Consider the following 25,819-nt stretch of genomic DNA (forward strand, 5'->3'; position numbering starts at 1 on the left):
CGTGAGCTGCGCCGCTTGCGAGGTGAATTGTGCTGTTTCTCTCGTTCAATGCGTTGTGCGCCGCTGACATCTCAACAATGGATAATGTCATGAGGGTAATGGTATGAAGGCGATGAAATGGATTGTGGCTTCAATGGTGATGAGCGCGGTGTCTTTCTCGGCATTTGCAGCGAAAGAAGTCACTAAAGAAGAAGTGCAGAAGATGAACCTGGAAAAAATTGGCACAGTGACCACCACCGGTGAAGCGACTGCGCCAATGGACGCCAAACGCGAGCTGTCTAAAGCTGCAGATGAGAAAGGTGGCAAGTACTTCCTGGTGATTGCCGGTCGCGAACATGGCAAGTTCAGCGCCACCGCGGATGTCTACAAATAATCAGCCGCGCAACCACATAAACTGCCACGCAGCCAGCGTAATTGGCTGGCTGCCATCCAACTTCTCCCCGCTAATCACATCCTGAACATGTCGCGCCAGCGGCAGTTGAGTCGTCACATCGTGGCTGCTGAGATTAAACACGCACAGCAATCCCTCTTCGCTATCCGGCTGATGGCGGCGCAATACCAGCAAGGTGTTTTCGCTCTCCAGCAAGGTCATGGGATTGTCGGGATGGAATGCGCTTTGCCGCGTGCGCAGTTGAATTAACGCGCTAAGGCGTTCGAACACCTGCTGACGCAGCGGATTGTCGCCGCTGATCCATTGCTCCATTTCATGCAGGTCGTATTTCTCACGGTTGATGGCGCGGTTGTGTCCCGCGGCGCGCACACCTTCGTTATCATTACGTGAACCGAGAATACTTTGGATATAAATCGCCGGTACGCCGGGGAAGGAGAGCAGAATCGCGTGCGCCAGCAGAAAACGGCGCAGGCGTGTGTCATCGTCGTCGCTCTGATTATTCAGCGCATCAAAATAGGTGACGTTGATTTCATACGGGCTGGTGGTGCCATCCGCGTTGTTTTTGTAGGAAACTAACGCGCCTTCCAGCGCCAAATCGCGTACCAACGCGACAATTTCCACTTCCGATAAAATACCGCGCGCTGGATTCAGTCCAATGCCGTCGTGCGAGGCCAGAAAGTTGAAAAACGTGGTGGTGCCACCGCCCAAATCCAGCGTGCTGGCCCATTGGCGCAGCGCGCGTGCCGATCCTGAATGGATGGCGTGCAGTACCAGCGGCGGCAGCGAGAATTGATACACCATTTGCGCTTCATCTTTGCCATTACCGAAATAGCTGATGTTGTCTTTGTGCGGCACGTTGGTTTCGGTAACGATTACCGTGCCGGGCGCCACGACATTGGCGATAGCGCGGAACAGCTTCACCAACTGATGGGTTTTCAGCAAATGAATGCAGTTGGTGCCCGGCGTTTTCCACATGTAGCCGACCGCATCTAACCGCACGTAATCCGCGCCTTTAACCAGATAATCGAGCAGCACATCGACCATGCGAATCAGCACTTCGGGGTTAGCAAAATTGAGGTCAATTTGGTCAGCGCTGAAGGTGGTCCAGATATAGCGCGTTTCGCCGTCGGCCATTTCGAACGGCGTCAGCAGCGGCGAAGTGCGTGGTCGGGTTACCGCGCTGAGATCGGTGGCGGGCGGCATGCTGATAAAGAAATCATCCCAGCCGGGATCTTGCGCCAGAAAGTGGCGAAACCATTGGCTGTGCGCCGACATATGGTTGCAGACGAAATCGAACATCAAGCGCGTTTCGCTGTGCAGCGCGCTGATGTGCTGCCAGTCGCCGCAGATCGGATTGACCTGGTGATAGTCGATAACCGAGAAACCGTCGTCGGATGAGTAGGGAAAGAATGGGAGCAAATGCACCAAACTGAAAGTGGATTGCAGATGCTGCTGATAAAAGCGTGAAAAGCTGGCGAGTGTTGGTTGATCCGGTTCGCGGAACTGATCGGCGTAGGTTATCAGCACCACATCTTTCTCATCCCAATGCGCTTTGCGCGGCAGTTTCACCGTATCGCGCGCGGCACGAATGTGTGAAAGCAGACGCTCACGCGCCGGGACAGGAAAGCTGTCGGCGTAAATCTCATCAAGTAAGGTGTTGATAATGTCCATCAGATCGCTGGGCCACGCGGAAGGCTAATTTTCAAACAGATTTTTTTAGCGTAGACGCATGAAGCGATTTATCAACTTGATACGCGCGGAGACCATTGCATCTCCGCGCATGATGACGGCAAGAACTTAGCGTTTTTTACCGAATGCCGCAGCGAGCGCATCGCCCATCGCGCTGTTGCCTGCTGAAGCGCTGGCTGGTTTGCCGCGCGCCTTGTTATTGGCGGCTGGGCGTGCAGTTTCTTTGCTGGCGCTGCGATTGCCGCGTGCATTGCTTTCACCTGGCTGCTCATCCAGACGCATGGTGAGCGCGATGCGTTTACGCTGCAAATCGACTTCCATCACTTTCACTTTGACGATATCGCCGGCTTTCACCACTTGATGGGGATCTTCGACGAACTTGTCCGAAAGTGAAGAGATGTGCACTAAACCATCCTGATGTACGCCGATATCAACGAAAGCACCGAAGTTGGTGACGTTGGTCACCGCGCCTTCCAGCACCATGCCCGGCAGCAAATCGTTGAGGGTCTCTACGCCTTCGGCAAATTGCGCGGTTTTAAACTCAGGACGCGGATCGCGGCCCGGTTTTTCCAGCTCTTTGATGATGTCGGTGACGGTTGGCAGGCCAAAACGCTCGTCGGTAAATTCGCGCGCGTTGAGATCGCGTAAGCTGCCCGGATTGCCCATCAACTCATTCAGCGCCTGCTCGGTTGCCGCTAAAATACGCTCGACCAGCGGATACGCTTCCGGGTGCACGGTCGAGGCATCCAGCGGGTTGTCGCCCTGATTGATGCGCAAGAAACCTGCACACTGTTCAAAGGCTTTCGGCCCCAGACGGCTCACTTTCAGCAATTGCTGGCGATTCTGGAAACGGCCGTTTTCATCGCGCCAGCTAACAATGTTTTGTGCCATCATGCGGGTCAAGCCGGCAACACGCGTCAACAGCGCGACGGACGCGGTATTGAGATCGACGCCAACGGCGTTTACGCAGTCTTCAACTACCGCGTCGAGTTTCTTCGCCAATTGGCTTTGGCTGACATCGTGCTGATATTGGCCGACGCCGATGGATTTCGGATCGATCTTAACCAGTTCGGCCAACGGATCTTGCAGGCGACGTGCAATGGAAACTGCACCACGAATGGATACGTCGAGATCCGGGAATTCCAGCGCCGCCAGCTCAGACGCCGAGTAAACCGATGCACCGGCTTCGCTAACAATCACTTTCTGCGCCTGGATCTGCGGGAACTGCTTCTGCACATCGAGGAAGAAACGCTCGGTTTCGCGCGATGCGGTGCCGTTACCAATCGCCACCAGTTCAACCTGGTGTTTAGCGCACAGCGCCGCAACCGCGGTGGCAGCTTTCGCCGCCTGGCCGGTGTGCGGATAAATGGTGTCGAAGGCGACCAGCTTGCCGGTGGAATCAACCACCGCGACTTTAACGCCGGTACGCAAGCCCGGATCAAGACCCATGGTGGCGCGCATGCCCGCTGGGGCGGCCATCAGCAGATCGTGCAGGTTACGTGCAAATACATTGATGGCTTCATCTTCGGCACGTTCACGAATGGTGCCCATCAATTCGGTTTCGAGGTGCAGCAGCACTTTGATGCGCCATGTCCAGCTCACCACCGCTTTACGCCAGCTATCGGCCGGCGCGTTGTTCAGGCGCAGATTGAGGTGCTCGGCAATCAGCGTTTCGCCGTAGCTTTCACGCGGCGCTTCGTCGAACTGCGGATCGGCATTCAGCGACAGTTGCAGCACGCCTTCGTTGCGGCCACGGAACATCGCCAACGCACGGTGTGATGGCACGCTGCTCAGCGCTTCGTGGTGATCGAAGTAGTCACGGAATTTCGCGCCTTCTTCCTCTTTACCTTCCACCACGCGCGCCACTACGTGCGCATTCTTCCACAGGTATTCGCGTACTTTTGCCAGCAGCGTGGCGTCTTCAGCAAAACGTTCCATCAGGATGTAACGCGCGCCATCCAGCGCGGCGCGGACGTCGGCGACACCTTTGTCGGCATCGACGTAGCTTGCGGCCAGCTGCTCAGGATCTTGTGAAGCGTCCTGCCACAGCGTCTCCGCCAGCGGTTCAAGACCGGCTTCAATGGCGATCTGTCCGCGCGTGCGGCGCTTCTGCTTGTACGGCAGATACAGATCTTCCAGCTCGGTTTTGTTCAGCGTGCTGTTAATGGCATCGGCGAGTTCCGGCGTCAGTTTGCCCTGTTCATCGATGGATTTCAGAATCGACTGGCGGCGATCGTCCAACTCGCGCAGGTAGCCCAGGCGGCTCTCCAGCTGACGCAGTTGGGTGTCGTCAAGTCCGCCGGTGACTTCCTTACGATAACGTGCAATGAACGGCACGGTGTTCCCTTCATCAAGTAGGCGAACGGCGGCATCAACCTGGTCGGCGCGTGCCTTCAGCTCACTTGCGATAATCTGGCTCAGTGAATCTTTCATCATCAGTAAAAATGCTTACTCAGGGTTAGAAATAGGGGACAGTTATACGGGCTGAGGGCGAAAATTGCCAGCCGCAGGCCAGTGAATCCATCTTTTTCTGAATGCAGCGCGCACATCGTTGGCTGCTTCTTGCTGATGGCGGATGCGTCGCTTATTGTTAGCCTCTTTGACCTTGAACAATTGCTAGTGACGCCATGAAAACCCAACTGATTACCCGCGAAGGCTACAACAAGCTGCGCGCTGAACACGACCATTTGTGGAACGAAAAGCGTCCGGAAATCACCAAAATTGTCTCCTGGGCCGCCAGCCTCGGCGACCGTTCCGAAAACGCCGATTACACCTACAACAAACGTCTGTTGCGTCAGATTGATCGCCGCGTGCGCTATCTGCGCAAATGCCTCGCCGATCTGAAAATTGTTGATTACGCGCCGCAGCAAGAAGGCAAAGTGTTTTTCGGCGCGTGGGTGCAGGTGGAAAATGAGCAAGGCGAGGTGAAGCGCTTTCGTATCGTGGGTCCGGATGAAATTTATGGTGAGACGATGAAAGAGTACATCTCGATCGATTCGCCGATGGCGCGCGCGCTGATTAAGAAAGAAGTCGATGATGAAGTGTTGGTGAACACGCCAGAAGGGCAAAAGCTGTGGTTCGTCAACAGCATTGAGTACGTGAAAGCATCTGAATCAGAGTAAAAAGAGGCGGAGAATAATGGCCTGGGTAAGCAAGCCGGGGCGCTACTTATTCTCCGGTGGCGAAAAGGGCTGGCAGTAAAGAGGGGAGAAGCGCCGCAGCCTTGCCGCGCATCAATGAATCAATTATTTGCCCGGTGTCGTCGCCGTAGTGGTTGAGGTGCCGTTACCTTTGTCGCCGCCGCCCATTGTTGCCAGAGCAATACCGAGCAGTGCGCCTACGGCACCTACGCCGATGGCATCGGAGTTACCTTTCGCGGTGGTCGATGCTTGCGCACCGGCCGCTTCGCCCGCGCTGGTGGCCGCCTGAACCTGAGTGATGCTGGCCAGTACCAGTGCGCTCAGCAGAATTACGGTTTTTTTCATCTTTCTTTCTCCACATGAACTCAATTAAAGCAGGTACGAATGCAGTGTCGGAGATTGCGGTGAGGGAAGGAAGAGGTGATTACTGATTGATTTGTAGGAATAAAATTACTGCTGGTCCTGTTTCTTCCTGATCAGGAAAATTTCCGAAAACAGATGCGCGGCACAGCGATAAAACGCCAGATTTTATGCTGACTTAATGGCAATGTGGCGTGCTTCCCTATCCTCTATTTAAGCCTGATGGCGTGGAGAGCCGCTCGGACGGCGCAATTTTGTGTCATGAACCAGTAACAGAAAGAAAAGAGGTCAATTTTTCAGATAAGCGCTAAGCGGCTTGAAAGCACAGATAAAAAACCGGAAGCGAAGCGCATTTCCCGACCAAAAATAAATATAAGCTGCTGTTTAATATGCTTTGTAACAATTTCGGCTAGAATATAAACCATTAATAACTGTCACACTGAGGCCTCTTTTTTTAACAATATTGTCTCAGGCAATGGCGCCTTTGGGAGTTGAACATGCAAGAGAACTACAAAATTCTGGTCGTCGATGACGATATGCGTCTGCGCGCGTTGCTCGAACGCTATCTCACCGAACAGGGCTTTCAGGTGCGTAGCGTTGCCAACGCCGAGCAGATGGATCGTCTGTTAACCCGCGAATCCTTCCACTTGATGGTGCTTGATTTAATGTTGCCGGGCGAAGATGGCCTGTCAATCTGCCGCCGTCTGCGCAGCCAAAGCAATCCGATGCCGATCATTATGGTCACCGCGAAAGGTGAAGAAGTCGATCGCATCGTGGGTCTGGAAATCGGCGCGGATGACTACATTCCAAAACCGTTCAACCCACGCGAATTGCTGGCGCGTATTCGTGCGGTACTGCGTCGTCAGGCTAACGAATTGCCAGGCGCACCCTCGCAGGAAGAAGCGGTTATCGCCTTCGGTAAGTTCAAGCTGAACCTCGGTACGCGTGAGATGTTCCGTGAAGATGAGCCAATGCCATTAACCAGCGGTGAGTTTGCCGTGCTGAAAGCGCTGGTGAGCCATCCGCGTGAGCCGTTATCCCGCGATAAGCTGATGAACCTGGCGCGTGGCCGCGAATACAGTGCGATGGAACGTTCTATCGACGTGCAGATTTCCCGTCTGCGCCGCATGGTGGAAGAAGATCCGGCGCATCCGCGCTATATCCAGACCGTTTGGGGTCTTGGCTACGTATTCGTTCCGGACGGCAGCAAAGCATGAGGCGATTGCGCTTCTCACCCCGCAGTTCGTTTGCCCGCACTTTGCTATTGATCGTTACCTTGCTGTTCGTCAGCCTGGTAACGACCTACTTAGTGGTGCTGAATTTCGCCATTCTTCCCAGCTTGCAGCAGTTCAATAAAGTCCTCGCGTACGAAGTGCGTATGTTGATGACCGACCGGCTGCAGCTGGAAGATGGAACGCAGTTGGAAGTGCCTCCGGCCTTCCGACGCGAAATTTATCGCGAATTGGGCATCTCGTTGTATACCAACGCGGCGGCGGAAGAGAGCGGTTTGCGCTGGGCGCAGCATTACGAATTTCTCAGCGAGCAGATGGGGCAGCAGCTTGGCGGCCCAACCGATGTCCGCGTCGAGGTTAATAAGAACTCGCCGGTGGTGTGGCTGAAAACCTGGCTGTCGCCGGATATTTGGGTGCGCGTCCCGCTCACTGAAATCCATCAAGGCGATTTCTCGCCGCTGTTCCGCTATACGTTGGCGATCATGTTGCTGGCGATTGGCGGTGCCTGGTTGTTTATCCGCATCCAAAACCGACCCTTGGTGGATTTGGAGCATGCGGCGTTGCAGGTGGGTAAAGGTATTATTCCGCCGCCGTTGCGTGAATACGGTGCGTCTGAGGTGCGTTCAGTAACGCGGGCCTTTAATCAGATGGCCGCTGGCGTGAAGCAGTTGGCCGACGATCGTACCTTGTTGATGGCCGGCGTTAGCCATGATTTGCGTACCCCGCTGACGCGTATTCGTCTCGCCACGGAAATGATGAGTGAGCAAGACGGCTATCTGGCGGAGTCGATCAACAAAGATATCGAAGAGTGCAACGCCATCATCGAGCAGTTCATCGATTATCTGCGTACCGGGCAAGAGATGCAGACCGAGCGCGCCGATTTGAACAGCGTGCTGGGTGAAGTGGTGGCGGCGGAAAGCGGCTACGAGCGTGAAATCGAAAATGCGGTGATGACCGAGGATTTGATGCTGGATATCAATCCGCTGTCGATTAAGCGTGCGCTGGCAAATCTGGTGGTGAATGCGGCGCGTTACGGTAACGGCTGGATTAAAGTTAGCAGCGGCAAAGAGCTGAATCGCGCCTGGTTCCAGGTAGAAGATGATGGTCCGGGCATTAAGCCGGATCAGTTGCAGCATCTGTTCCAACCGTTTGTGCGTGGCGACAGCGCGCGCAGCACCAGCGGCACCGGCTTAGGCCTGGCGATTGTGCAGCGTATTATTGATGCGCATGACGGTTCGCTGGAGATTGGTGATAGCGATCGCGGTGGTTTACGTATTCGTGCGTGGCTGCCGATCCCCGAAGGTGGCAGCAGTACGGCGGTGGCGAGTATTAATCACGTCCCATAAGGCATTAGCGGAACCGTAGCGGCACAATTTATTGCGCGCATTTGACCAGATGAGCCAGGTTCAAAAGAGCGCGATAAATCGCGCCGCTACGAGTTGTGCGATTTACCGCAACATTACAACTGCGGACCCGCTTGCACCAACGCTTTACCGGCGTCGTTGTCCGTATACTTCTCAAAGTTGGTGACAAAGCGCTGCGCCAGATCCTGCGCGGCTTGCTGCCAGGCGGCTTCTGTCGGCCAGCTGCGACGTGGATCGAGAATCGTGCTATCCACCTGCGGCAACTGCTTTGGCATCTGCAAGTTGAACACCGGCAAGGTTTCCGTCTCAACCCCATCCAACTCACCCGCCAGAATCGCATTGATAATCGCGCGCGTGTCTTTCAGCGAGATACGTTTACCGCTGCCGTTCCAACCGGTATTCACCAGATAGGCCTGCGCACCTGCCGCTTCCATGCGCTTCACCAACACATCGGAATACTGCGTCGGATGCAGCGTCAGGAACGCCGCACCAAAGCAGGCGGAGAAGGTTGGCGTCGGCTGCGTTACGCCGCGCTCAGTGCCAGCCAGCTTGGCGGTAAAGCCCGACAGGAAGTGATATTGCGTCTGCTCCGGCGTTAAGCGCGAAACCGGCGGCAACACGCCAAACGCATCGGCAGTAAGGAAAATCACCCGCTTAGCATGGCCCGCTTTGGAAACCGGCTGCACGATGTTTTCGATGTGCTCAATCGGGTACGAAACGCGGGTGTTTTCGGTTTTGCTGCCGTCCGCGTAATCCACGCTGCCATCGGCGCGCACCACCACGTTTTCCAACAGCGCATCGCGACGAATCGCGCGGTAGATTTCCGGTTCAGCCTGTTCAGACAGATTGATGGTTTTGGCGTAGCAGCCACCTTCAAAGTTGAACACGCCATCGTCGTCCCAGCCGTGTTCATCATCGCCAATCAACTGGCGATCCGGATCGGTGGACAAGGTGGTTTTACCGGTACCCGACAGGCCGAAGAACACCGCTACATCACCGGCTTTGCCCACGTTGGCCGAGCAGTGCATTGAGGCGATGCCTTTCAGTGGCAACAGGTAGTTCATGATGGCGAACAACCCTTTCTTCATCTCGCCGCCGTACCAGGTGCCGCCAATCAACTGCATGCGCTCAGTCAGGTTGAAGGCAACGAAATTCTCCGAGTGCAGACCTTGTGCCTGCCAATCTGGATTGGTGCACTGTGCGGCGTTCATCACCACGAAATCCGGTTTGAAGTCAGCCAGCTCGGCATCGCTCGGACGGATAAACATGTTTTTGACGAAATGCGCCTGCCAGGCCACTTCCATCACAAAACGCACGCTCAAGCGCGTGTCTGGATTGGCACCGCAGAACGCATCAATTACAAACAAACGTTTGCCTGAAAGCTGCTGAGTACAACGATCTTTCAGCGCTTGCCAGGTTTCCTGCGACAGCGGCTGATTGTCATTTTTGCCGTTGCCAACATCGCTCCACCACAAGGTGTCGCGCGTGGTGTCATCACGCACGATGTATTTATCTTTAGGCGAGCGACCGGTGAAAATGCCGGTATCCACGGCAATCGCGCCGCTCTGCGTCAGGGTGCCTCGCGCATAACCTTCCAGTTCTGGGCGGGTTTCTTCCTGAAATAACGTGTCAAAGTCAGGGTTGTACACCACTTCGGTGGTGCCGCTAATGCCCATAGAGGCGAGGTCTTGCGATGTCAGGCCGTTAACGCGCATGTGACTGCTCCTTAAATCGGTATCTGTTACTGCATATTTTTATGGGGTGATCCTGGTGCCCTTCACGCATAGCCACGCAGGGCAGATCGCGCGCAGTGTACTCTTATGAGCACAGCGGAAAAGAGAAGATAGTCAGAAATGCGAGCTGGAACGTGACAAGTAGATAAATCTGCCACTTATGAAACTAAAGTCAGCGTTATTAAGCTAATAACCGAGGGAAATGATAGGGATACGTTCAGTAGAAAAACGGGCGGCATAACCGCCCGATCGAAAAATTAATGCACTTGATCGCTGTTATTGGTCGACGCGCTACGAATGGCAGCAATATCCACCGCATCGAAAACGTAATTCGAGCCGCAATAGTCGCAATTCATGTCGATTTTGCCATCTTCTTCGAGGATTTCGTCCACTTCTTCCACTGGCAGCGTGCTCAGCACTTCGCCGCAACGCTCGCGTGAACAGGTGCACTTAAAGCTCACTGGCGTAGGATCAAATACCGTGGCTTCTTCCTGATGATACAGACGCCACAACACGTCGGTCGCAGGCAATTCGATCAACTCTTCGCTCTTTACGGTTTCGGTCAGCGTGGCGAGGTGATTGAAATCATCGAGGTTTGACTCTTGTGCAGGCAACACTTGCAGCAGAATACCGGCTGCACCTTGCTCGCTGGTGCGAATAAACAGGCGCGTTGGCAATTGCTCAGAACGCATGAAGTAATCTTCCAGGCAACCTGCCAGCGTATCTGCTTCCAGACCGACCACGCCTTGATAGCGCTCGCCTTTCTCCGGTGAAATAGTGATCACCAGATAACCGTTACCCACCATCTCTTTCAAGCTACTGCCCGGTGCGATTTGCGCGTCTTCAGTGACGCGTGCCACGCCGCGCAATTCCTGGCGATTATTGCCATTGATCACCGCCAGCGTCAGAGGACCGTCGCCCTGTAACTGCACCGTGATATCGCCATCAAACTTCAGCGTGGCTGTCAGCAAGCTGGTGGCCGCCAGCAGTTCGCCCAGCAAGGTTTTTACCGGTTCCGCGTAATCGTGATTTTTAACGATTTCACGCCAGGTTTCCGTCACGTTAACTAATTCGCCGCGTACGGCGACATTTTCAAACAGATAACGATGCAGTTGATCGTGTGCAGACATAGTGTTTCTCTCGTTGGGGGCGGGTTATTCATCGCCCGACAATTTAAATTTCATCAGATCGCGGCGCTCCTTCTTATCCGGGCGGCGATCGGGGTGCGGCATAGTCAGGGAATTCATCTTGCGTGCTAGCGCGGTTTTCTCACGCTTTTCGATGCTCGCGTCGGTTTCCGTATACAGCGCTTGCGCTTCACTGGCTGGACGACGCTGATCGGTCACCGCGGCAATCACCACCGTGCGTTCATCGTTGCCCTGACGCAGCGTGAGTTCAGCGTTTAGCTCAACTAACTTACTTGGCTTGCTGCGTTGGCCGTTGTAATGCACTTTGCCGCCTTCGATCATTTCACGGGCGATGGCGCGCGTTTTGTAGAAGCGCGCGGCCCACAGCCATTTATCGAGGCGAACGCCTTCAGCACCTTTTTCTTTCATTGCGGCTCCTGCTTTAACGCAGCGTTTCACACAGTTGGCGATAATCGCGTACCGCCGGGTGACGCTGGAAAGATTGATCGGGCCGACCGGAATCCGGATTGCTGACGCCTAAACACCAGCGAATGCCCCAGCGCGTGGCGGCATCCAGAATCGCTTCGCTATCATCAATGAATAGCGTGCGAGCACAGTCAAAAGCGGTGTGCTGCTGAACGGCCTGCCAGAGACGCGGATCCTCTTTCGGATACCCAAAGGTATGGGTTGAAAGCAATAAATCAAGGTTGGCAGCTAATCCAGTCTGCTCCAGTTTGACTTCAAGGTTATAAGGATGCGCATTGGTCAGCAGAATGGTGCGCTTGCCTGCCGCGCGTAACGCCTGCAACAGCGGCAGAGTATCGTCACGCATCGCGGCGTTATGACGCTTTTCCCACGTCATGGTGCGGATATCCAGCGCCAGTTCCTGCGACCAATAATCGAGACAATACCAGTTTAGCGTATGCACCACGGCTTGATACTTCTGCTGGATCAGCTGATGTGCTTCGCCCAAGGTGATCGCGCGTTCGCGGCTTAACGTTTCCGGCACATGTTCGAGCCAGAAATGGCGATCAAAGGCGAGATCGAGCAGCGTGCCGTCCATATCCAACAGCACGGTATCAATCTCGGACCAGTTAAGCGTTGCCTGCATTTTTGGTTCTCGCCGCAAAAAAGTGGGCGACAGGGTAGCACAGAAGGGGAGGGCTCAGAACAGCGAGCGCACGCTCTGCATAGTGTTGAGGTTGTGGTTGAAGCACTTGTCGTAATACTGCTGAATTTCGGCCATGCGCAGGCGATTACGATGAATACGACGCAGCGCCAGCAAGCCGTTAATGACTGCGCAGGCAAACAGCACCAGCATTAGCAGCGCGGTGCCTAAATAGCGCCATTGCGCCATTGCATCCGGCTCATTGTGCAGCGCGATGTGGCGCGTGCCGTTGGCATCGGTGGTAATGCTGGTGATGATGCCGTTAGCGGCGAAAGGCGTGTGCAGCAGCATTTCTGACATGCGTTGCAGCTCGCGCCATTGCGAAGGTGCATCAAGATCAAACAGCGGCACAGAAGGCGTGGGCTGCGTCACCATCTGACGACCTTCATCGCTAATAATCAGGAAGCCTCCGGGCGGCGGACTATTGAGGTTTTCCGCCGCGCGACGCGTTTCACGCGAGAAGAAAGTCGAGGTAGCGGTAGTGACCAGATTTTCCAGCGCTTCAGCGCTCACTGGGCGCAGCAGCACGTTCATGCCGTTCAGCTTGCCGGAATCGGCGCGATGGATCAGCGAATCCCAATCCTTGGCGTTGCCCAGATTAACCAACGCATTTTTCAATCGTACGCAATCCTGTTGCTGGCTGCACAACTCCTGGGTTTTCAGCACCAGATCGGAGAAATCGTCCAGCAGGATCATGCCGGATTTCTGAATCGCCGACGCTAACTGCGGGTTGAGTTTTGGATCGGTGTTGGTTTCAGGATGAAGCTGGCGCGTGGTGGTATCCAGCAGCGCGGAGGCTTTATCAATGATGTCGGATTGTGGCTGCGGCAACGGCACCGCGTTATTCCAGTAAATCGCTGAGCAATCGAACGGCATGTAAGCGTAACTGCGATTGCTTTGATAATTGCCCGGCACCGAACACATGCCGGTACCGGCGACTTTCAAGCTATCACCGATGTGCAGCGGCAGCGCGTTAAGCTTATCAACACTATTTACTTCAATGCTTTCCGTGCCTTTCACCCACGCAAGGCTGAGTTTGAGCGGCATGCTGAGCGGAATCCAGGTGAACAACATCACCAGCACCAGCAGCGAACCGCACGCCAGCACCAGATTTTTACGCCAGCGCTGCACCGGGAAATTGCGCACTTCATCCTGTAATGACAGGAAGCGACCTTGACGCACCACCTGACGATTGAGGTACATCTCCACATCCGTAACCTGGCCGAGATCGTGCGCCACATACGGCTGCCAATGCGCGGGATAAATCAGATCGATAATGCCAAGCGAGATGTTGCTTTGCTCTTGATTGGATTCGCCAAACAATCCCCAACGCTTCGGTGCACCGCGCAAACAGTGCACATCACGCAATCCTTTGGCGCCAGGAAAACGATAGAGGAGCCACAGGCTAACGGCGATCATTAGGCAGCCAAGCAGCGCAATCCACACCATCATGCTGCCGGGCAGCACCAAACTGAGGAAGAACAGCAGGAAAGCAAAACAAATCGCCACCGCTTCGCGCGTGCCTTCCGCGCGCGACAGTTGATACTCTTCGGCGGTCTCTTTACGGACCTGCAACAGCTCAACGTTCTCGCTCTCTTCTTTACGAATTGAGGCGTTAGTCGACATCGGGCGCACCAGCGGCGGCAGCACCGGTTGTTCTACTGCGTAATTCACCAGCGAATGACCGTTGAGAGAGATCACCAGCGGCAGCGTTTGCGTACGAATCAGCTCAACGTAGTTTTCTTCGGCGATGTACTGTTCCCACAGGGGCGGCAGATGCACTTCCACTTCATCGAGATAGTAGCGCCACTTGTGCGGATCGTCGGTAGAGAGGCCGTAGCGGGTGATGGCGCGGGTAACCGGATAGACATTGTTGCTTTGCGCGGTCAGCGTTAACGTTTCGGGTTCACGGGATTTTTTGCTGGCGCGTACGGTGCTGTGTTGCAGTTGTTTCGCCAGTAATGCGAGGTACTTCTCAACGGCACCGCGTTCTTCATCGGTGAGTTTGCGATGGGGCGGACTGATAAACGGCAGTGGTTTCGCCAACGGCGGACGATGCCGCATAGCGTACCAGTAGCCAATACCTGCGAGTAACGAGCAGGCGAGCATGACAGCCAGAATGACAATATAAGTGCTCATGCTTTGCTCAATCCAGCCAAAAAACTGCCTTCACGTTTACGATGTACTCCCGGTGAATCCATCAATACAAGTCAATTTTGGCGAGCAGATGTCATTCTGACAAGGGAAAAGTCAGATAAAATAACGCGCAAAATCATTTAATTATAGTTTGTTAGATTATTCCTCAACGGGATGTTAACCAGACATGACTCAATTAAATATCGGTATTTTCTGAATTTAACAAAATACCGTTGACTTATTGTGAGTTTTTAACTGCATAGATAACAAGAAGTTGTTAGCAGCAGTAAGTGAATATGTGACACCATAGTTTCCCTTCGTTGTGTATCGCACAATAGTTCGGGCTTCGGTATGCTGGCGTCATCACGTTTCACAGGGTAGTGCTAAGTTTGAGGCTGATATGAAAAACCCAATGAAAAAACCTGACATCCTCAATGTGGAAGCGGTTGCCCGCTCTCGCTTGTTCACTATTGAAGCGGTCGATCTCGCTTTCAGCAATGGCGCGCGCCGGGTTTACGAGCGTATGAAGCCTTCCGATCGTGAAGCGGTGATGATTGTGCCGATCATTGGCGATGACGTAATCCTGATTCAGGAGTACGCGGTTGGCCTGGAGAGTTATGAACTCGGTTTCCCAAAAGGTTTGATCGATCCCGGCGAAAGCGCTTTTGAAGCCGCCGATCGTGAACTGAAAGAAGAGGCCGGTTTTGGTGCTACCAAGCTGGAAGCACTCGGTAAGCTGACTATGGCGCCGTCCTATTTCTCCAGCAAAATGAACATTGTGGTGGCGGAAGGATTGTATGAAGAGAAGCTGGAAGGCGATGAGCCAGAACCGCTGATCGTCCACCGCTGGCCGTTGAATAATCTGCTGGCACTGTTGGAAGAACCTGACTTCCGCGAAGCGCGTAACGTTAGCGCCTTGTTTATGGTGCGCGAATGGCTGGTGAAGCAGGGGCGTTTGAGCTACTGAGAAGTGGGTGTTGTAGGGGCGACCCTTGGGCCGCCCGCGGTCGCACAGAAGTGCGACCCTACAAAATATCAGAACAGTTCGTGGCTTTGGCCGTTGTCCATCAGCGTAGTTCCCACATCATGCACCGAATACTCCGTCGGCTGCGTGCCATTGATGAAGTATTCCTGACGCGAGTTACCGCCATTCGCCAACTTACCGGTGCCGCGATCGATATTCACCGTCACTACGCCATCCGGCGGTGTTAACGGTTGTACCGGCACGCCATCCAGCGCAGATTTCATGTACTCATCCCACGCAGGCTGCGCACTCTTCGCGCCACCTTCGTAGCCGGAAATCTGATCCGGAATCGCACCCGACATGGTTGAACGACCCAGTGCGCGCGAATCATCAAAACCGATCCACACGGACGTCACCACGCCCGGCCCATAACCAGAGAACCACGCATCTTTCGAGCTGTTAGTGGTACCCGTTTTGCCGCCGATATCGTTACGTTTCAAATCGCGACCTGCGCGCCAGCCCGTTCCCATCCAACCTGGCTCGCCGAAGATGTTGGTGTTCAGCGCGCTTTTGATCAGGAATGACAACGGCGTGTTAATCACATGCGGCGCATATTGCTGATCGCCAGCCGGTTGCGGTTGTGCAGGAACCTGCTCCAGCTCTGGCTGTGGCACTGCCTGGTTTTGCGATTGATCGGAGGTCGCCACGTTCTCAACGCTCTCTTCGTTCAACGCCAGCGACTTTTTGGTGTCGCCATAGATCACCGGCAAGTTGCACTGCGGACAGGCAATTTTCGGTTTCTCTTCGAAGATCACACCGCCTTGTTCGTTCTCGATCTTCGTAATGAAGTAAGGATCGACAAGGAAGCCGCCGTTCGCCATCACCGCATAGCCACGCACCACCTGCATTGGTGTGAAGGAGGCTGCACCTAAGGCTAACGATTCAGTGTGAATGATATTTTGCGCTGGGAAGCCGAAACGTTGCAAATATTCCGCCGCGTAATCTACGCCCATCGCACGCATCGCACGTACCATCACCACGTTTTTCGATTCGCCCAAGCCCTGACGCAAACGGATTGGACCGGCATAGGTTGGCGGTGAGTTCTTCGGACGCCAATCGGCACCAGCACCGGCATCCCAACGCGAAATCGGCACGTCATTCAGAATCGATGCTAGCGTTAAGCCGCGATCCATCGCTGCGGTATACAGGAATGGTTTGATGTTGGAACCAACCTGACGCAGCGCCTGAGTGGCGCGGTTAAACATGCTCTGGTTGAAGTCGAAACCACCAACCAACGCGCGCACCGCACCGTCTTCAGGATTCAGTGATACCAGCGCAGAGTTCACCAAAGGAACCTGGCCAAGCCACCAATCGTTGTTCACTTTGCGCACCCAAATCTGCTGGCCGGCTTGCAGCACCTGCGTCACGCTGCGCGGCGTTGGACCTTGCAAAGTGTCAGATTTGTAAGCACGCGCCCAGCGAACGCCCGCCATGTTAAGCGAAACGCTGCTGCCATCTTTCAGCATCGCAGTGGCTTCGTCTGCGCTGGCGTTGGTGATCACCGCTGCATTCAGTGGGCCGTATGATGGCAAATCTTTCAAGGCGTTCTGGATACGGGTTTTGTCCCAACTGGCTTCACCCGCTTTCCACAACACGTTGGTTGGGCCGCGATAGCCGTGGCGCATGTCATACGCCATCACATTGTTACGCACCGCTTGCTGTGCCGCTTCCTGCAAATGGCGAGTCACGGTGGTGTACACCTTGTAGCCATCTTCGTAAGCACCATCACCGTAACGTTTCACCATCTCCTGGCGCACCATTTCACTTAAATATGGTGCAGAGAAGGCAATTTCCGGGCCGTGATAGCTGGCGGTCAGCGGCGTATTGCGCGCGTCGTTGTATTGCTGCTGCGTGATGTAGTTTTGATCCAACATACGCGCCAGCACCACATTACGACGCGACAACGCACGCGCATGCGAATAGAGCGGGTTGAAGGTCGAAGGGGCTTTTGGCAGACCCGCAATCACCGCCATTTCGCTCAGCGAAAGCTGATCAACGGATTTACCAAAGTAAACCTGTGCCGCTGCGCCGACGCCGTAAGCACGGTAGCCGAGATAAATCTTGTTCAGATACAGCTCAAGAATCTCGTCTTTGCTTAGCAATTGTTCGATACGAATCGCCAGGAACGCTTCTTTAACCTTACGCATCAAGGTGCGTTCAGGACTCAGGAAGAAGTTACGCGCCAGCTGCTGTGTGATGGTACTGGCACCCTGTGAGGCGTGACCAGACATCAACGCAATACTGGCCGCACGGAAGATGCCCACCGGATCGACGCCGTGATGCTCGTAGAAACGGCTATCTTCCGTGGCAATAAACGCTTTGATTAACTCAGGCGGCATTTGCTGCAGAGTCAGCGGGACACGGCGCTTCTCACCGTATTGGGCGATCAAGTCGCCATCCGCGCTGTAAACCTGCATTGGCGTTTGCAGGCGTACATCTTTCAATGTGTTCACATCAGGCAGCTGCGGCTCTATGTATTTGTACAAACCATAAACCGTGCCAGCTCCCAGCAAAATGCAACACACTGCAAGGATCAATAAATACTTTACGAACTTCACCTGAGAATTCCCATCTGTTGTCGTTTGAGCAGTTTATAAACAACCGCGCGGTAGTATAAAGGCAACCCTGACGCTTTGATATACCCGTCATTCTTGAAGTTGCAGGCTTTTTGCAACGTCATTTATCAAGGGTATGCATACATCTTCCCTTCAATGATAAGGAGATCGCGCGCATGGCTTTTCAGCGCTGGCAAATTGGACTGGACATCCAAAACGGGCAAATTTGTGCCCTTGGCATCGAACGCCGCCGTCACGGTTGGCAGTTGCGCCACTGGTGGCAGCAAACGCTGCCGCACGATACGTTACGCAACGGCGTGTTGCAAACCACGCCTGCATTACACACGCTGTTAACGCGCTGGCAGCGTCAGTTGCCTAAGCGGTATTCACTGCGCGTTGGCCTGCCGCCACAGCTGGTTTTACAGCGCAGCTTGCCGCTGCCCGACATTACGCTGCGCGAGCCAGCGCTAAGTCGTTATGTGGCGGCTTCAGCGCAGCGGTTGTTTCCCGTCGAACCCGCATCCTTATCGATAGATTTTCGCGCTGCGGACAACTCCCCACAACTGCAGGTGACTGCGGCGCGACGCGAGGTGATCGCGCAATGGTTGACGCCACTCAAGCAAGCGGGGCTGCGGCCAGATGTGTTTGAATTAAGCAGCCTGGCGCTGACGCAGATCGCCATGCGCATCCCTTTACGTCATAACCAATTGTTGATCCATCCACTGAGCGATCATTGGCTGTGGACGTTAGCAGGCGAAACCACCACCTCTGGTGCCGGTAGCGAACCGCTGAATCTCACGCAACTGCGCGACACTTTTCCCCAGATGGAATCGGTGTTTTGTACCTCAGCCACGGCATTAACGGGAGAGAAGGTGCAATGCTGTCGGCCATTTTCCTTGCTGCATTATCTGCAACCGCCTTTACCCGTGCAGGAAGGCGAATTCGCCATCGCGCTTGGATTGGCATTGCGCCCGGAGGACGTTTGATGCTGGCGGTTAACTTACTGCCGTGGCGTGCACAGCAATGGCAAAGACGGCGGCAACAAAGCTTCTCTTTGCTGGCGGCAACGGTGGTCATCACGCTGAGCATCCTGGTGTGGTGGTGGTGGCGCGGTGCGCTGATTCAGCAACAGCAATCTGAGGCAATGATGGATGCCACCTTTACCCTCAATGTGTTGCAGCAACAGCTAGAACAGCAGCAATCCCTGCTGCAATTACGCGAATCTTTGCTTCAGGCGCAACACGCCGGGCAACTTCGACAAGAGCAGCACCAGCGCTGGCAACATTTCTGGCAGCAATTGCCGCGATTGCTACCAGATACCTTGTGGCTGAACCGTGTGGAACGAAAACAAGGCTTGCTGATGCTCGAAGGCCAGGCGCAAAGCATGGCGGCCATCAGTGCGTTTCGTCATCAGCTTCTCGCACAACAGCTATTCAGCAATGTGAAACAGGGCGGCGTGCAGCGTCAGTCAGTTGGTGATTATCGTTTTGCGCTGCATGCACGCGTGCAGGAGGAAGCCCATGAATGATCTGCTGCAACGCTGGTTGATGCTAACGCTGCCGCTGCGCATCGGGTGGTTAGGGCTGCTGTCGTTGATGATATTGATGCTGGCGTGGGTGGTAATGATTCGCCCGCAGCAGCAGGTGCATGCCACTCAACAACGACAGCTTGAAAAGATGTTGCAACAACAGCAGCAACACCAACAAAAGCTGGCGGCTTTACCTGCGCTAGATGCCTTACAAACTGAGATTGCTTTATTGCAGCAACCCGCAAGTGGCGTCGAGGCACGACAAACGCTGGAGAACATTGTGGCGGCTCGCGGTGCTCAACTTGAGGCCTGGCATCCGGACAGCCAACCGCAGCAATTACAGCTGCGACTGCTGTGGCCGCAATTTATCCCGTTGTTTAGCGAGTTAGCCAGCACCACATTGCCCGTGCCGCAACGCTTTCAACTGCAAGCTGAGCAAGGCGTATTGAACACGCAGCTTTGGCTGGAGAATGACGATGCGGAGTAGCGCGCTGCTTTTGCTGCTGTGTAGTTCACTGGCGCTGGCTCGTAATCCGTTTGAGCCGTTAGCCGAGACGCAGTGCCAGACGCAAGTTGCTGCGCCGACAGGTTGGCGGCTACAAGGCATCATCGGTGCGGCACCGCATTACGTCGCCTGGCTGGTTTCGCCGCAGGGTAAAAACCATCGACTGATCGAGCAGGCACCTTTCCCGTTGCCGCCATGGCAAGTGGTGCAGCTCACGGCACATACGGTGGTACTGAGCGCGACACAAAGCTGTCAGCCTCAGCACATCACATGGGTAATAAAAGGAGGTTTTTATGAAATGGATGACGCTACTGATGTTGCTGTGCCTGAGCGCGCCGCTGCACGCCAATGACGATCGCCTAAGTTTGGTATTTGACGATGCGCCCGTTGAACGCATTTTGCAGGCGCTGGCGGATTATCAGCAGACCAACTTGCTGATTGCGCCGGGTGTCGAAGGTCGGCTTTCAATCCGTTTAGAGGATGTCGGCTGGGAACGCGCGCTGACCTTGGTGACGCAACTGGCCAAGCTCACCGTGGTACAAGAAGAGGGCGTGTTGCTGGTCTACCCAGAAAGCTGGCAACAGCTGCAAATACAGCAGGCGCAGGCCGAGCGTGAAGAACAGCAACAACAGACGCCGCTGGAGCAGCAAACGGTAACGTTGCATTACGCTAATGCCAGCGATATTCATCGCAGTCTGCAAGCGGAGCGATCACTGATGACGCCACGCGGCAGCGTCACGGTGGACAGTCGCACCAACAGTTTGTTGTTGCGTGATACGGCAAAGGCGCTGCGCGACACCGAACGCTGGATTAAAGCGCTGGATTTGCCGCTGGAGCAGGTGGAGCTGGCGGCGCACATCGTCACCATCAATGAAGAGCATTTGCGTGAGTTGGGCGTTAATTGGGGGACATCACCCGCCGAGGTAGTGACGCAGGCGCTGCGTAATCCGCTGCTGGAAATTCCTTTGGCGGTGGGCAATCCCGCTTTGCGCGCGGGTATAACATTAGGGCAGGTGAGCGGTGAGTTGCTGAATCTCGAACTCAGTGCACTGGAGCAGGAAAACCAGATCGAAATTATCGCCAGTCCACGTTTGTTCACCTCGCATCAGCAAACCGCCACCATCAAACAAGGCACCGAAATTCCTTACGAAGTGAAATCCGGCAATAGCGGAGCCACGGCGATTGAATTTAAAGAAGCGGTGCTGGGGATGGAAGTGACGCCGGTGGTACTGGGTAATGGGCGCATCCAGCTCAAACTCAAGCTGAGCCAGAATTTGCCCGGCAGAAGTCTCAGCATCGGCGACAATCAGGTGCTAAGCATCGATAAGCAGGAGATTGAAACCCAGGTGACGTTGCGTGATGGCGAAACCCTGGCGCTCGGCGGCATTTTCCAGCAGCAGCGCACCCAGAGTGAACAACGCGTGCCGTGGTTAGGTGATATCCCATTGCTGGGGAATTTATTCCGTCAGCAAACCGATGAGCAGAAGAAAAAGGAACTGGTGATCTTTATTACCCCGAGACTGGTCAGGGAAGCAGCGCTTACTGCCGGATAAAGCGGAAAATTCATCCTGTGGAGCCAACTGCGTTGACGCAGGGCTGGAATTAGCTTACAAGGTTTAGCGATTTTCAAAACGGTGTAACGGAACGCGGCAGAATAACCTTCCGAATGACGTCGGTCACAAGCGATACTGACGTCAAATGAACTATCTCCAAAATAATTCGAGTTGCAGAAAAGTGTCAAATGAGTGAATTCACTGTGCTTATTTCAGTAAGCATTTAGCGTGAACGAGCCCGGCCAACCTGCCTGTAGCACGAAATATAGTGGATCAGCGGAGGTGCGTTACCGTCTCGCGAACCATAGACCGGTCCTGTTAAGAGGTCGCCGGGGGCAATTTATTCGGTTGCCAAACGGCCATGAGTGTTGAGATAATTTTCCGTCTGACTCTTGTTAACGCTCATGAGGTCTCAGTTCCTGTCCCGCCAGCTATGCTGAACGCGGGGTATCATCAACGAATTCTTAGTAATACCGATAAAATGGCAGAGAAACGCAATATCTTTCTGGTTGGGCCGATGGGTGCCGGCAAAAGCACTATTGGTCGTCAGTTGGCTCAGCAACTCAATATGGAATTTTTCGATTCCGATCAGGAAATTGAGCGACGCACCGGAGCGGATGTAGGCTGGGTATTTGATGTGGAAGGCGAAGAAGGCTTCCGCGATCGTGAAGAAAAGATCATTAATGAGCTGACCGAGAAGCAGGGCATCGTCCTGGCGACCGGTGGCGGCTCCGTCAAATCCCGCGAGACCCGTAATCGTCTCTCCGCCCGCGGTGTGGTCGTATACCTTGAAACCACCATCGAAAAGCAACTTGCTCGTACCCAGCGCGATAAAAAGCGTCCGCTGTTGCAGGTTGAATCACCGCCGCGCGAAGTTCTGGAAGCGCTCGCCGGTGAACGTAATCCGCTTTATGAAGAGATCGCTGACGTCACTATTCGCACTGATGATCAAAGTGCAAAAGTGGTGGCCAATCAGATCATCAACATGCTGGAAAAGAACTAATCCAGCGCCCTGAGGGCTCAGCAATAGGTATCGGTCATCATGGAGAAGATCACTGTCTCACTCGGGGATCGCAGTTACCCCATCACCATCGCTGCCGGACTGTTTAACGATCCGGCTTCTTTTTGGCCGCTCAAAGCAGGCGACAACGCCATGCTGGTGACAAACCAGACGCTGGCACCTCTCTACCTTGAACCCCTTGCAACGTTGCTGAGCAACGCGGGTGTTAAGGTCGATCAGGTGATTCTGCCGGATGGTGAGCAGTACAAAACGCTGGCGGTGATGGACGAGGTATTCACTGCGCTGCTGAAAAAGCCGCACGGGCGTGATACCACGTTGATTGCACTCGGTGGTGGAGTGATTGGTGATCTCACCGGATTTGCCGCTGCCAGCTATCAACGTGGTGTGCGCTTTATTCAGGTGCCGACCACCTTGCTGTCTCAGGTTGATTCCTCCGTTGGCGGAAAAACCGCAGTAAACCATCCGCTCGGCAAAAACATGATTGGGGCGTTTTACCAACCGGCCTCGGTTGTGGTTGATACCCATTGCCTGTCCACTCTGCCGCCGCGCGAACTTGCGTCGGGCCTGGCGGAAGTGATCAAATACGGCATTATTCTTGATGGCGAATTCTTCCAGTGGCTGGAGCAGAATCTTGATGCTCTGCTGGCGCTGGATGAAAAGGCCATGGCTTATTGCATCCGTCGCTGCTGCGAGCTGAAAGCTGAAGTGGTTGCGGCGGATGAGCGTGAAACGGGCGTACGCGCGCTGCTTAATCTGGGCCATACTTTTGGTCATGCGATTGAAGCACACATGGGCTACGGCAACTGGTTGCACGGCGAAGCTGTGTCGGCTGGCATGGTGATGGCGGCGCGTACCGCTGAACGTTTAGGGCAGTTCACCTCGGCGGATACCGATCGCATTATCGCGCTGCTGCTGCGCGCAGGTTTACCGGTGCACGGTCCTGCAAGCATGGCGGCGGAAGCGTATTTGCCTCATATGATGCGCGACAAAAAAGTACTGGCAGGCGAATTGCGTTTGGTGCTGCCTCTCGCTATTGGACGCTCTGAAGTGCGCGCAGGTGTAGCACATGATATGGTGCTGGCTGCGATTAACGATTGTAATAATTCCTGACATTACCCTAAATAATTCGAGTTGCAGCAAGGCGGCAATCGAATGAATCCCAGGAGCTTACATCAGTAAGTGACTGGCGTGAGTGAGCGCAGCCAACGCCGCTGCAGCTTGAAGTATGACGGGTAAAGGAGTGAGTGGTGATGCGGCGTGCGGGAAGCGCGTCGTTTTACGGAGGAGGCCAAATGGATGAGTTCAAACCGGAAGACGAGTTAAAACCTGACGCCAGTGATCGCCGTCCCACGCGGCCACGCAAATCGTCTTCTGCGCCGAAAGTAAAAGTACCGGTTTCTCGTCAGCATATGATGATGGGCATCGGGATTTTAGTTCTGCTGTTAGTAGTGTTGGGCATTGGGTCGGCATTAACTGGCTCGGATGAGAAAAAACCGGCCACCAATACCGCGAATAACGCTGCTGCGGGTGGTAGTGAGAAGAACATCGATCTATCGGGTTCGACCACCATGAGCGGCCAGCAAAACGCCACTCCTTCTGCTGAAGGCAGCACTGCGCAAAACAGCCCGGGAACGACTGCACCAGCGAGCAACGATCCGCAGTCCATGCAGATGCCATCGGTCTCTTCAACACCAACGCAAGCGGCTCCGGTTGATACTCCGGCGAACCAACAGCGCGTAACGCTGCCTGGCGATCTGAACAGTGCGTTGAGCAACCAGCAAGGTTCTGTTGATGCTGCCGCACAAGGTGCGCAGGGCAACAGCTCATTGCCAACCGCGCCTGCCACGGTGAGCGGCAATGGTAAAGCCATCACGCCGCCAGCGATGCGTTCAGAAACACCAACGCGTACCAGCAATAGTGGTGCACGCGAAACGCATGCTGCTGCCAACACCCATAAAACACCTGCAGCCACTAAATCGGCTCCGGTGAAAGAGAGCAACACGCATAGCACCGCATCTCGTCCAGCGACATCGGCGAGTGGTGCCAGCAAATCGTTGCCTTCAGGTGGAAACTACACCTTACAGCTGAGCGGCGCTTCGAAAGAAGAGAGCCTGAATGCATGGGCGAAAAAACAGAATCTGAGCGGTTATCACGTGTATAAAACCACACGTAACGGCGAGCCTTGGTATGTGTTGGTGAGTGGCGCTTATGCCACGCCAGCGGATGCGAAACGCGCTGTAGCTTCGCTGCCTGCTGAAGTGCGTGCGGCGAATCCGTGGGTGAAACCGCTTAGCCAGGTGAAGAAAGAAAGTCAGTAATTGATGTGGGGCCGCGCAGATGCGGCCCCGTTTAAAGCGCAGAGCTGCTGTCGGTTCCACCACAGCCCAAAATTAAGATGTAATAACCACGACAGCATGAAAAAAAATCGCGCTTTCCTGAAATGGGCCGGAGGGAAATACCCGCTCCTTGACGACATCCGTCGTTACTTGCCACAAGGTGATTGTCTAATTGAACCCTTTGTTGGTGCCGGTTCCGTATTCCTCAACACCGATTATGATCGCTATCACCTGGCGGACATCAACGGTGATCTCATCAATCTCTACAACATCGTCAAAACGCGCACCGCGGCGTTCATTGAAGACGCACGCCAGCTGTTTAATGCTGAAGGCAACACGGCGGAAACCTATTACGCCCAGCGACTCGCCTTTAACGCCAGTAAAGATGAATATCAGCGCGCGGTGTTGTTCCTGTATCTCAATCGTCACGGTTACAACGGGCTGTGTCGCTACAATTTGCGTGGCGAGTTCAACGTGCCTTTTGGCCGTTATCGCAAGCCCTATTTCCCGGAAGCGGAGCTGTTATGGTTTGCTGAGCGGGCGCAAAAAGCGACCTTTGTCTGTGAATCGTACGATGTTACTCTGAACAGCGCGCCAAAAGGCTCAGTGGTGTATTGCGATCCGCCGTACGCGCCGCTTTCGGCAACGGCGAATTTCACCGCCTATCACACCAACAGTTTCAGCCTGCGCGAGCAGCAGCATCTGGCCGAATTAGCGAACAAGTTGGCGCAGCAAAATTCCATACCGGTGCTGATTTCTAACCACGACACGCTGTTGACGCGTGAGTGGTATCAGAATGCGGATTTACACGTAGTCAAAGCCCGGCGTTCCATCAGCCGAAGCATAAGTGGTCGCACTCAGGTCGACGAACTGCTGGCGCTTTTCCGCTAGCCTGTTTCGTCCGCGACCAACGACGTATTACGCCAGCTGCGGCTGGCGCAAAAAATTGGGAGAATC

At 54.5% G+C, this 25,819-nt stretch carries 23 protein-coding genes; 14 read left to right on the plus strand and 9 right to left on the minus strand.

The window, feature by feature from the left end:
• Positions 1–103 precede the first annotated feature (103 nt).
• Complete coding sequence (locus ACPUC7_RS22510; protein ID WP_343551603.1) at positions 104–373, plus strand: YdgH/BhsA/McbA family protein; 270 nt, start codon at positions 104–106, stop codon at positions 371–373.
• Here ACPUC7_RS22510 and ACPUC7_RS22515 read toward each other — a convergent pair whose 3' ends face one another.
• Both ACPUC7_RS22515 and ACPUC7_RS22520 read right to left on the minus strand, forming a co-directional pair.
• Positions 374–2,062 (minus strand): alpha-amylase family glycosyl hydrolase, encoded by a 1,689-nt coding sequence (locus tag ACPUC7_RS22515; protein ID WP_494924630.1) that lies wholly within the window; start codon positions 2,060–2,062, stop codon positions 374–376.
• Positions 2,063–2,188: 126 nt separating this feature from the next.
• Positions 2,189–4,513, minus strand: coding sequence for a Tex family protein (locus ACPUC7_RS22520; protein WP_494924675.1), 2,325 nt, complete (start codon positions 4,511–4,513; stop codon positions 2,189–2,191).
• A gap of 194 nt (positions 4,514–4,707) precedes the next feature.
• Here ACPUC7_RS22520 and greB point away from each other — a divergent pair, with 194 nt between their 5' ends.
• Entirely contained in the window at positions 4,708–5,202 is a 495-nt protein-coding gene (greB, locus tag ACPUC7_RS22525; RefSeq protein WP_343551600.1) for a transcription elongation factor GreB, read from the plus strand.
• Between the two features lie 123 nt (positions 5,203–5,325).
• Here the strand turns inward: greB and yjbE are convergent, their stop codons facing one another.
• Positions 5,326–5,565, minus strand: a complete 240-nt coding sequence (gene yjbE / locus ACPUC7_RS22530) for an exopolysaccharide production protein YjbE (RefSeq protein ID WP_494924631.1) — start codon at positions 5,563–5,565, stop codon at positions 5,326–5,328.
• A 512-nt stretch (positions 5,566–6,077) separates the two neighbouring features.
• On the opposite strand from yjbE, the gene ompR reads away from it, so the two are divergent.
• Positions 6,078–6,797: an osmolarity response regulator transcription factor OmpR gene (gene ompR, locus ACPUC7_RS22535; protein WP_001157751.1), complete on the plus strand. Its 720-nt coding sequence runs from the start codon at positions 6,078–6,080 to the stop codon at positions 6,795–6,797.
• Positions 6,794–8,158: a two-component system sensor histidine kinase EnvZ gene (gene envZ / locus ACPUC7_RS22540; RefSeq protein WP_343551591.1), complete on the plus strand. Its 1,365-nt coding sequence runs from the start codon at positions 6,794–6,796 to the stop codon at positions 8,156–8,158. Before ompR ends, envZ begins: the two co-directional genes overlap by 4 nt.
• Positions 8,159–8,271: 113 nt before the next feature.
• Here envZ and pckA read toward each other — a convergent pair whose 3' ends face one another.
• From pckA to ACPUC7_RS22565, 5 genes are all read right to left on the minus strand, one after another.
• Positions 8,272–9,891 carry a phosphoenolpyruvate carboxykinase (ATP) gene (gene pckA, locus ACPUC7_RS22545; RefSeq protein ID WP_494924632.1) on the minus strand — a complete coding sequence of 540 codons (1,620 nt, stop codon included), beginning with the start codon at positions 9,889–9,891 and terminating at the stop codon, positions 8,272–8,274.
• 275 nt (positions 9,892–10,166) lie between these two features.
• Positions 10,167–11,039 (minus strand): Hsp33 family molecular chaperone HslO, encoded by an 873-nt coding sequence (gene hslO, locus ACPUC7_RS22550; RefSeq protein ID WP_494924633.1) that lies wholly within the window; start codon positions 11,037–11,039, stop codon positions 10,167–10,169.
• A 24-nt stretch (positions 11,040–11,063) separates the two neighbouring features.
• Complete coding sequence (hslR, locus tag ACPUC7_RS22555) at positions 11,064–11,465, minus strand: ribosome-associated heat shock protein Hsp15 (RefSeq protein WP_494924634.1); 402 nt, start codon at positions 11,463–11,465, stop codon at positions 11,064–11,066.
• Positions 11,466–11,478: 13 nt separating this feature from the next.
• Positions 11,479–12,147 (minus strand): GMP/IMP nucleotidase, encoded by a 669-nt coding sequence (yrfG, locus tag ACPUC7_RS22560; protein WP_494924635.1) that lies wholly within the window; start codon positions 12,145–12,147, stop codon positions 11,479–11,481.
• Positions 12,148–12,201: 54 nt separating this feature from the next.
• A complete protein-coding gene (locus ACPUC7_RS22565; RefSeq protein ID WP_494924636.1) occupies positions 12,202–14,343 on the minus strand; it encodes an intracellular growth attenuator family protein in 2,142 nt (713 codons plus the stop codon).
• A gap of 397 nt (positions 14,344–14,740) precedes the next feature.
• On the opposite strand from ACPUC7_RS22565, the gene nudE reads away from it, so the two are divergent.
• On the plus strand, positions 14,741–15,307 hold the full coding sequence (gene nudE, locus ACPUC7_RS22570) for an ADP compounds hydrolase NudE (protein WP_343551585.1): 567 nt from the start codon (positions 14,741–14,743) through the stop codon (positions 15,305–15,307).
• Positions 15,308–15,375: 68 nt separating this feature from the next.
• Here the strand turns inward: nudE and mrcA are convergent, their stop codons facing one another.
• The gene (mrcA, locus tag ACPUC7_RS22575; protein ID WP_494924637.1) at positions 15,376–17,922 is read right to left on the minus strand and encodes a peptidoglycan glycosyltransferase/peptidoglycan DD-transpeptidase MrcA; all 2,547 of its coding nucleotides are present in this window, start codon (positions 17,920–17,922) and stop codon (positions 15,376–15,378) included.
• A 173-nt stretch (positions 17,923–18,095) separates the two neighbouring features.
• Between mrcA and pilM the strand changes: the two genes are divergently transcribed.
• From pilM to dam, 9 genes are all read left to right on the plus strand, one after another.
• Positions 18,096–18,905 carry a type IV pilus biogenesis protein PilM gene (pilM, locus tag ACPUC7_RS22580; protein ID WP_494924638.1) on the plus strand — a complete coding sequence of 270 codons (810 nt, stop codon included), beginning with the start codon at positions 18,096–18,098 and terminating at the stop codon, positions 18,903–18,905.
• Positions 18,905–19,447, plus strand: coding sequence for a PilN domain-containing protein (locus ACPUC7_RS22585; RefSeq protein ID WP_494924639.1), 543 nt, complete (start codon positions 18,905–18,907; stop codon positions 19,445–19,447). Before pilM ends, ACPUC7_RS22585 begins: the two co-directional genes overlap by 1 nt.
• Entirely contained in the window at positions 19,440–19,934 is a 495-nt protein-coding gene (locus ACPUC7_RS22590) for a HofO family protein (protein ID WP_494924640.1), read from the plus strand. Before ACPUC7_RS22585 ends, ACPUC7_RS22590 begins: the two co-directional genes overlap by 8 nt.
• Positions 19,924–20,304, plus strand: coding sequence for a HofP DNA utilization family protein (locus tag ACPUC7_RS22595; protein ID WP_494924641.1), 381 nt, complete (start codon positions 19,924–19,926; stop codon positions 20,302–20,304). The genes ACPUC7_RS22590 and ACPUC7_RS22595 overlap by 11 nt, the downstream gene beginning before the upstream one ends.
• Complete coding sequence (hofQ, locus tag ACPUC7_RS22600) at positions 20,246–21,505, plus strand: DNA uptake porin HofQ (protein ID WP_494924642.1); 1,260 nt, start codon at positions 20,246–20,248, stop codon at positions 21,503–21,505. The genes ACPUC7_RS22595 and hofQ overlap by 59 nt, the downstream gene beginning before the upstream one ends.
• 481 nt (positions 21,506–21,986) lie before the next feature.
• Complete coding sequence (gene aroK / locus ACPUC7_RS22605; protein ID WP_008107887.1) at positions 21,987–22,508, plus strand: shikimate kinase AroK; 522 nt, start codon at positions 21,987–21,989, stop codon at positions 22,506–22,508.
• 39 nt (positions 22,509–22,547) lie between these two features.
• Complete coding sequence (aroB, locus tag ACPUC7_RS22610; RefSeq protein WP_494924643.1) at positions 22,548–23,636, plus strand: 3-dehydroquinate synthase; 1,089 nt, start codon at positions 22,548–22,550, stop codon at positions 23,634–23,636.
• Positions 23,637–23,818: 182 nt separating this feature from the next.
• The gene (locus ACPUC7_RS22615; protein ID WP_494924644.1) at positions 23,819–24,844 is read left to right on the plus strand and encodes an SPOR domain-containing protein; all 1,026 of its coding nucleotides are present in this window, start codon (positions 23,819–23,821) and stop codon (positions 24,842–24,844) included.
• A 96-nt stretch (positions 24,845–24,940) separates the two neighbouring features.
• Positions 24,941–25,753 carry an adenine-specific DNA-methyltransferase gene (gene dam, locus ACPUC7_RS22620; RefSeq protein WP_494924645.1) on the plus strand — a complete coding sequence of 271 codons (813 nt, stop codon included), beginning with the start codon at positions 24,941–24,943 and terminating at the stop codon, positions 25,751–25,753.
• The last annotated feature ends 66 nt before the right edge of the window (positions 25,754–25,819 follow it).

Source organism: Pantoea sp. CFCC18179 (assembly GCF_059412405.1).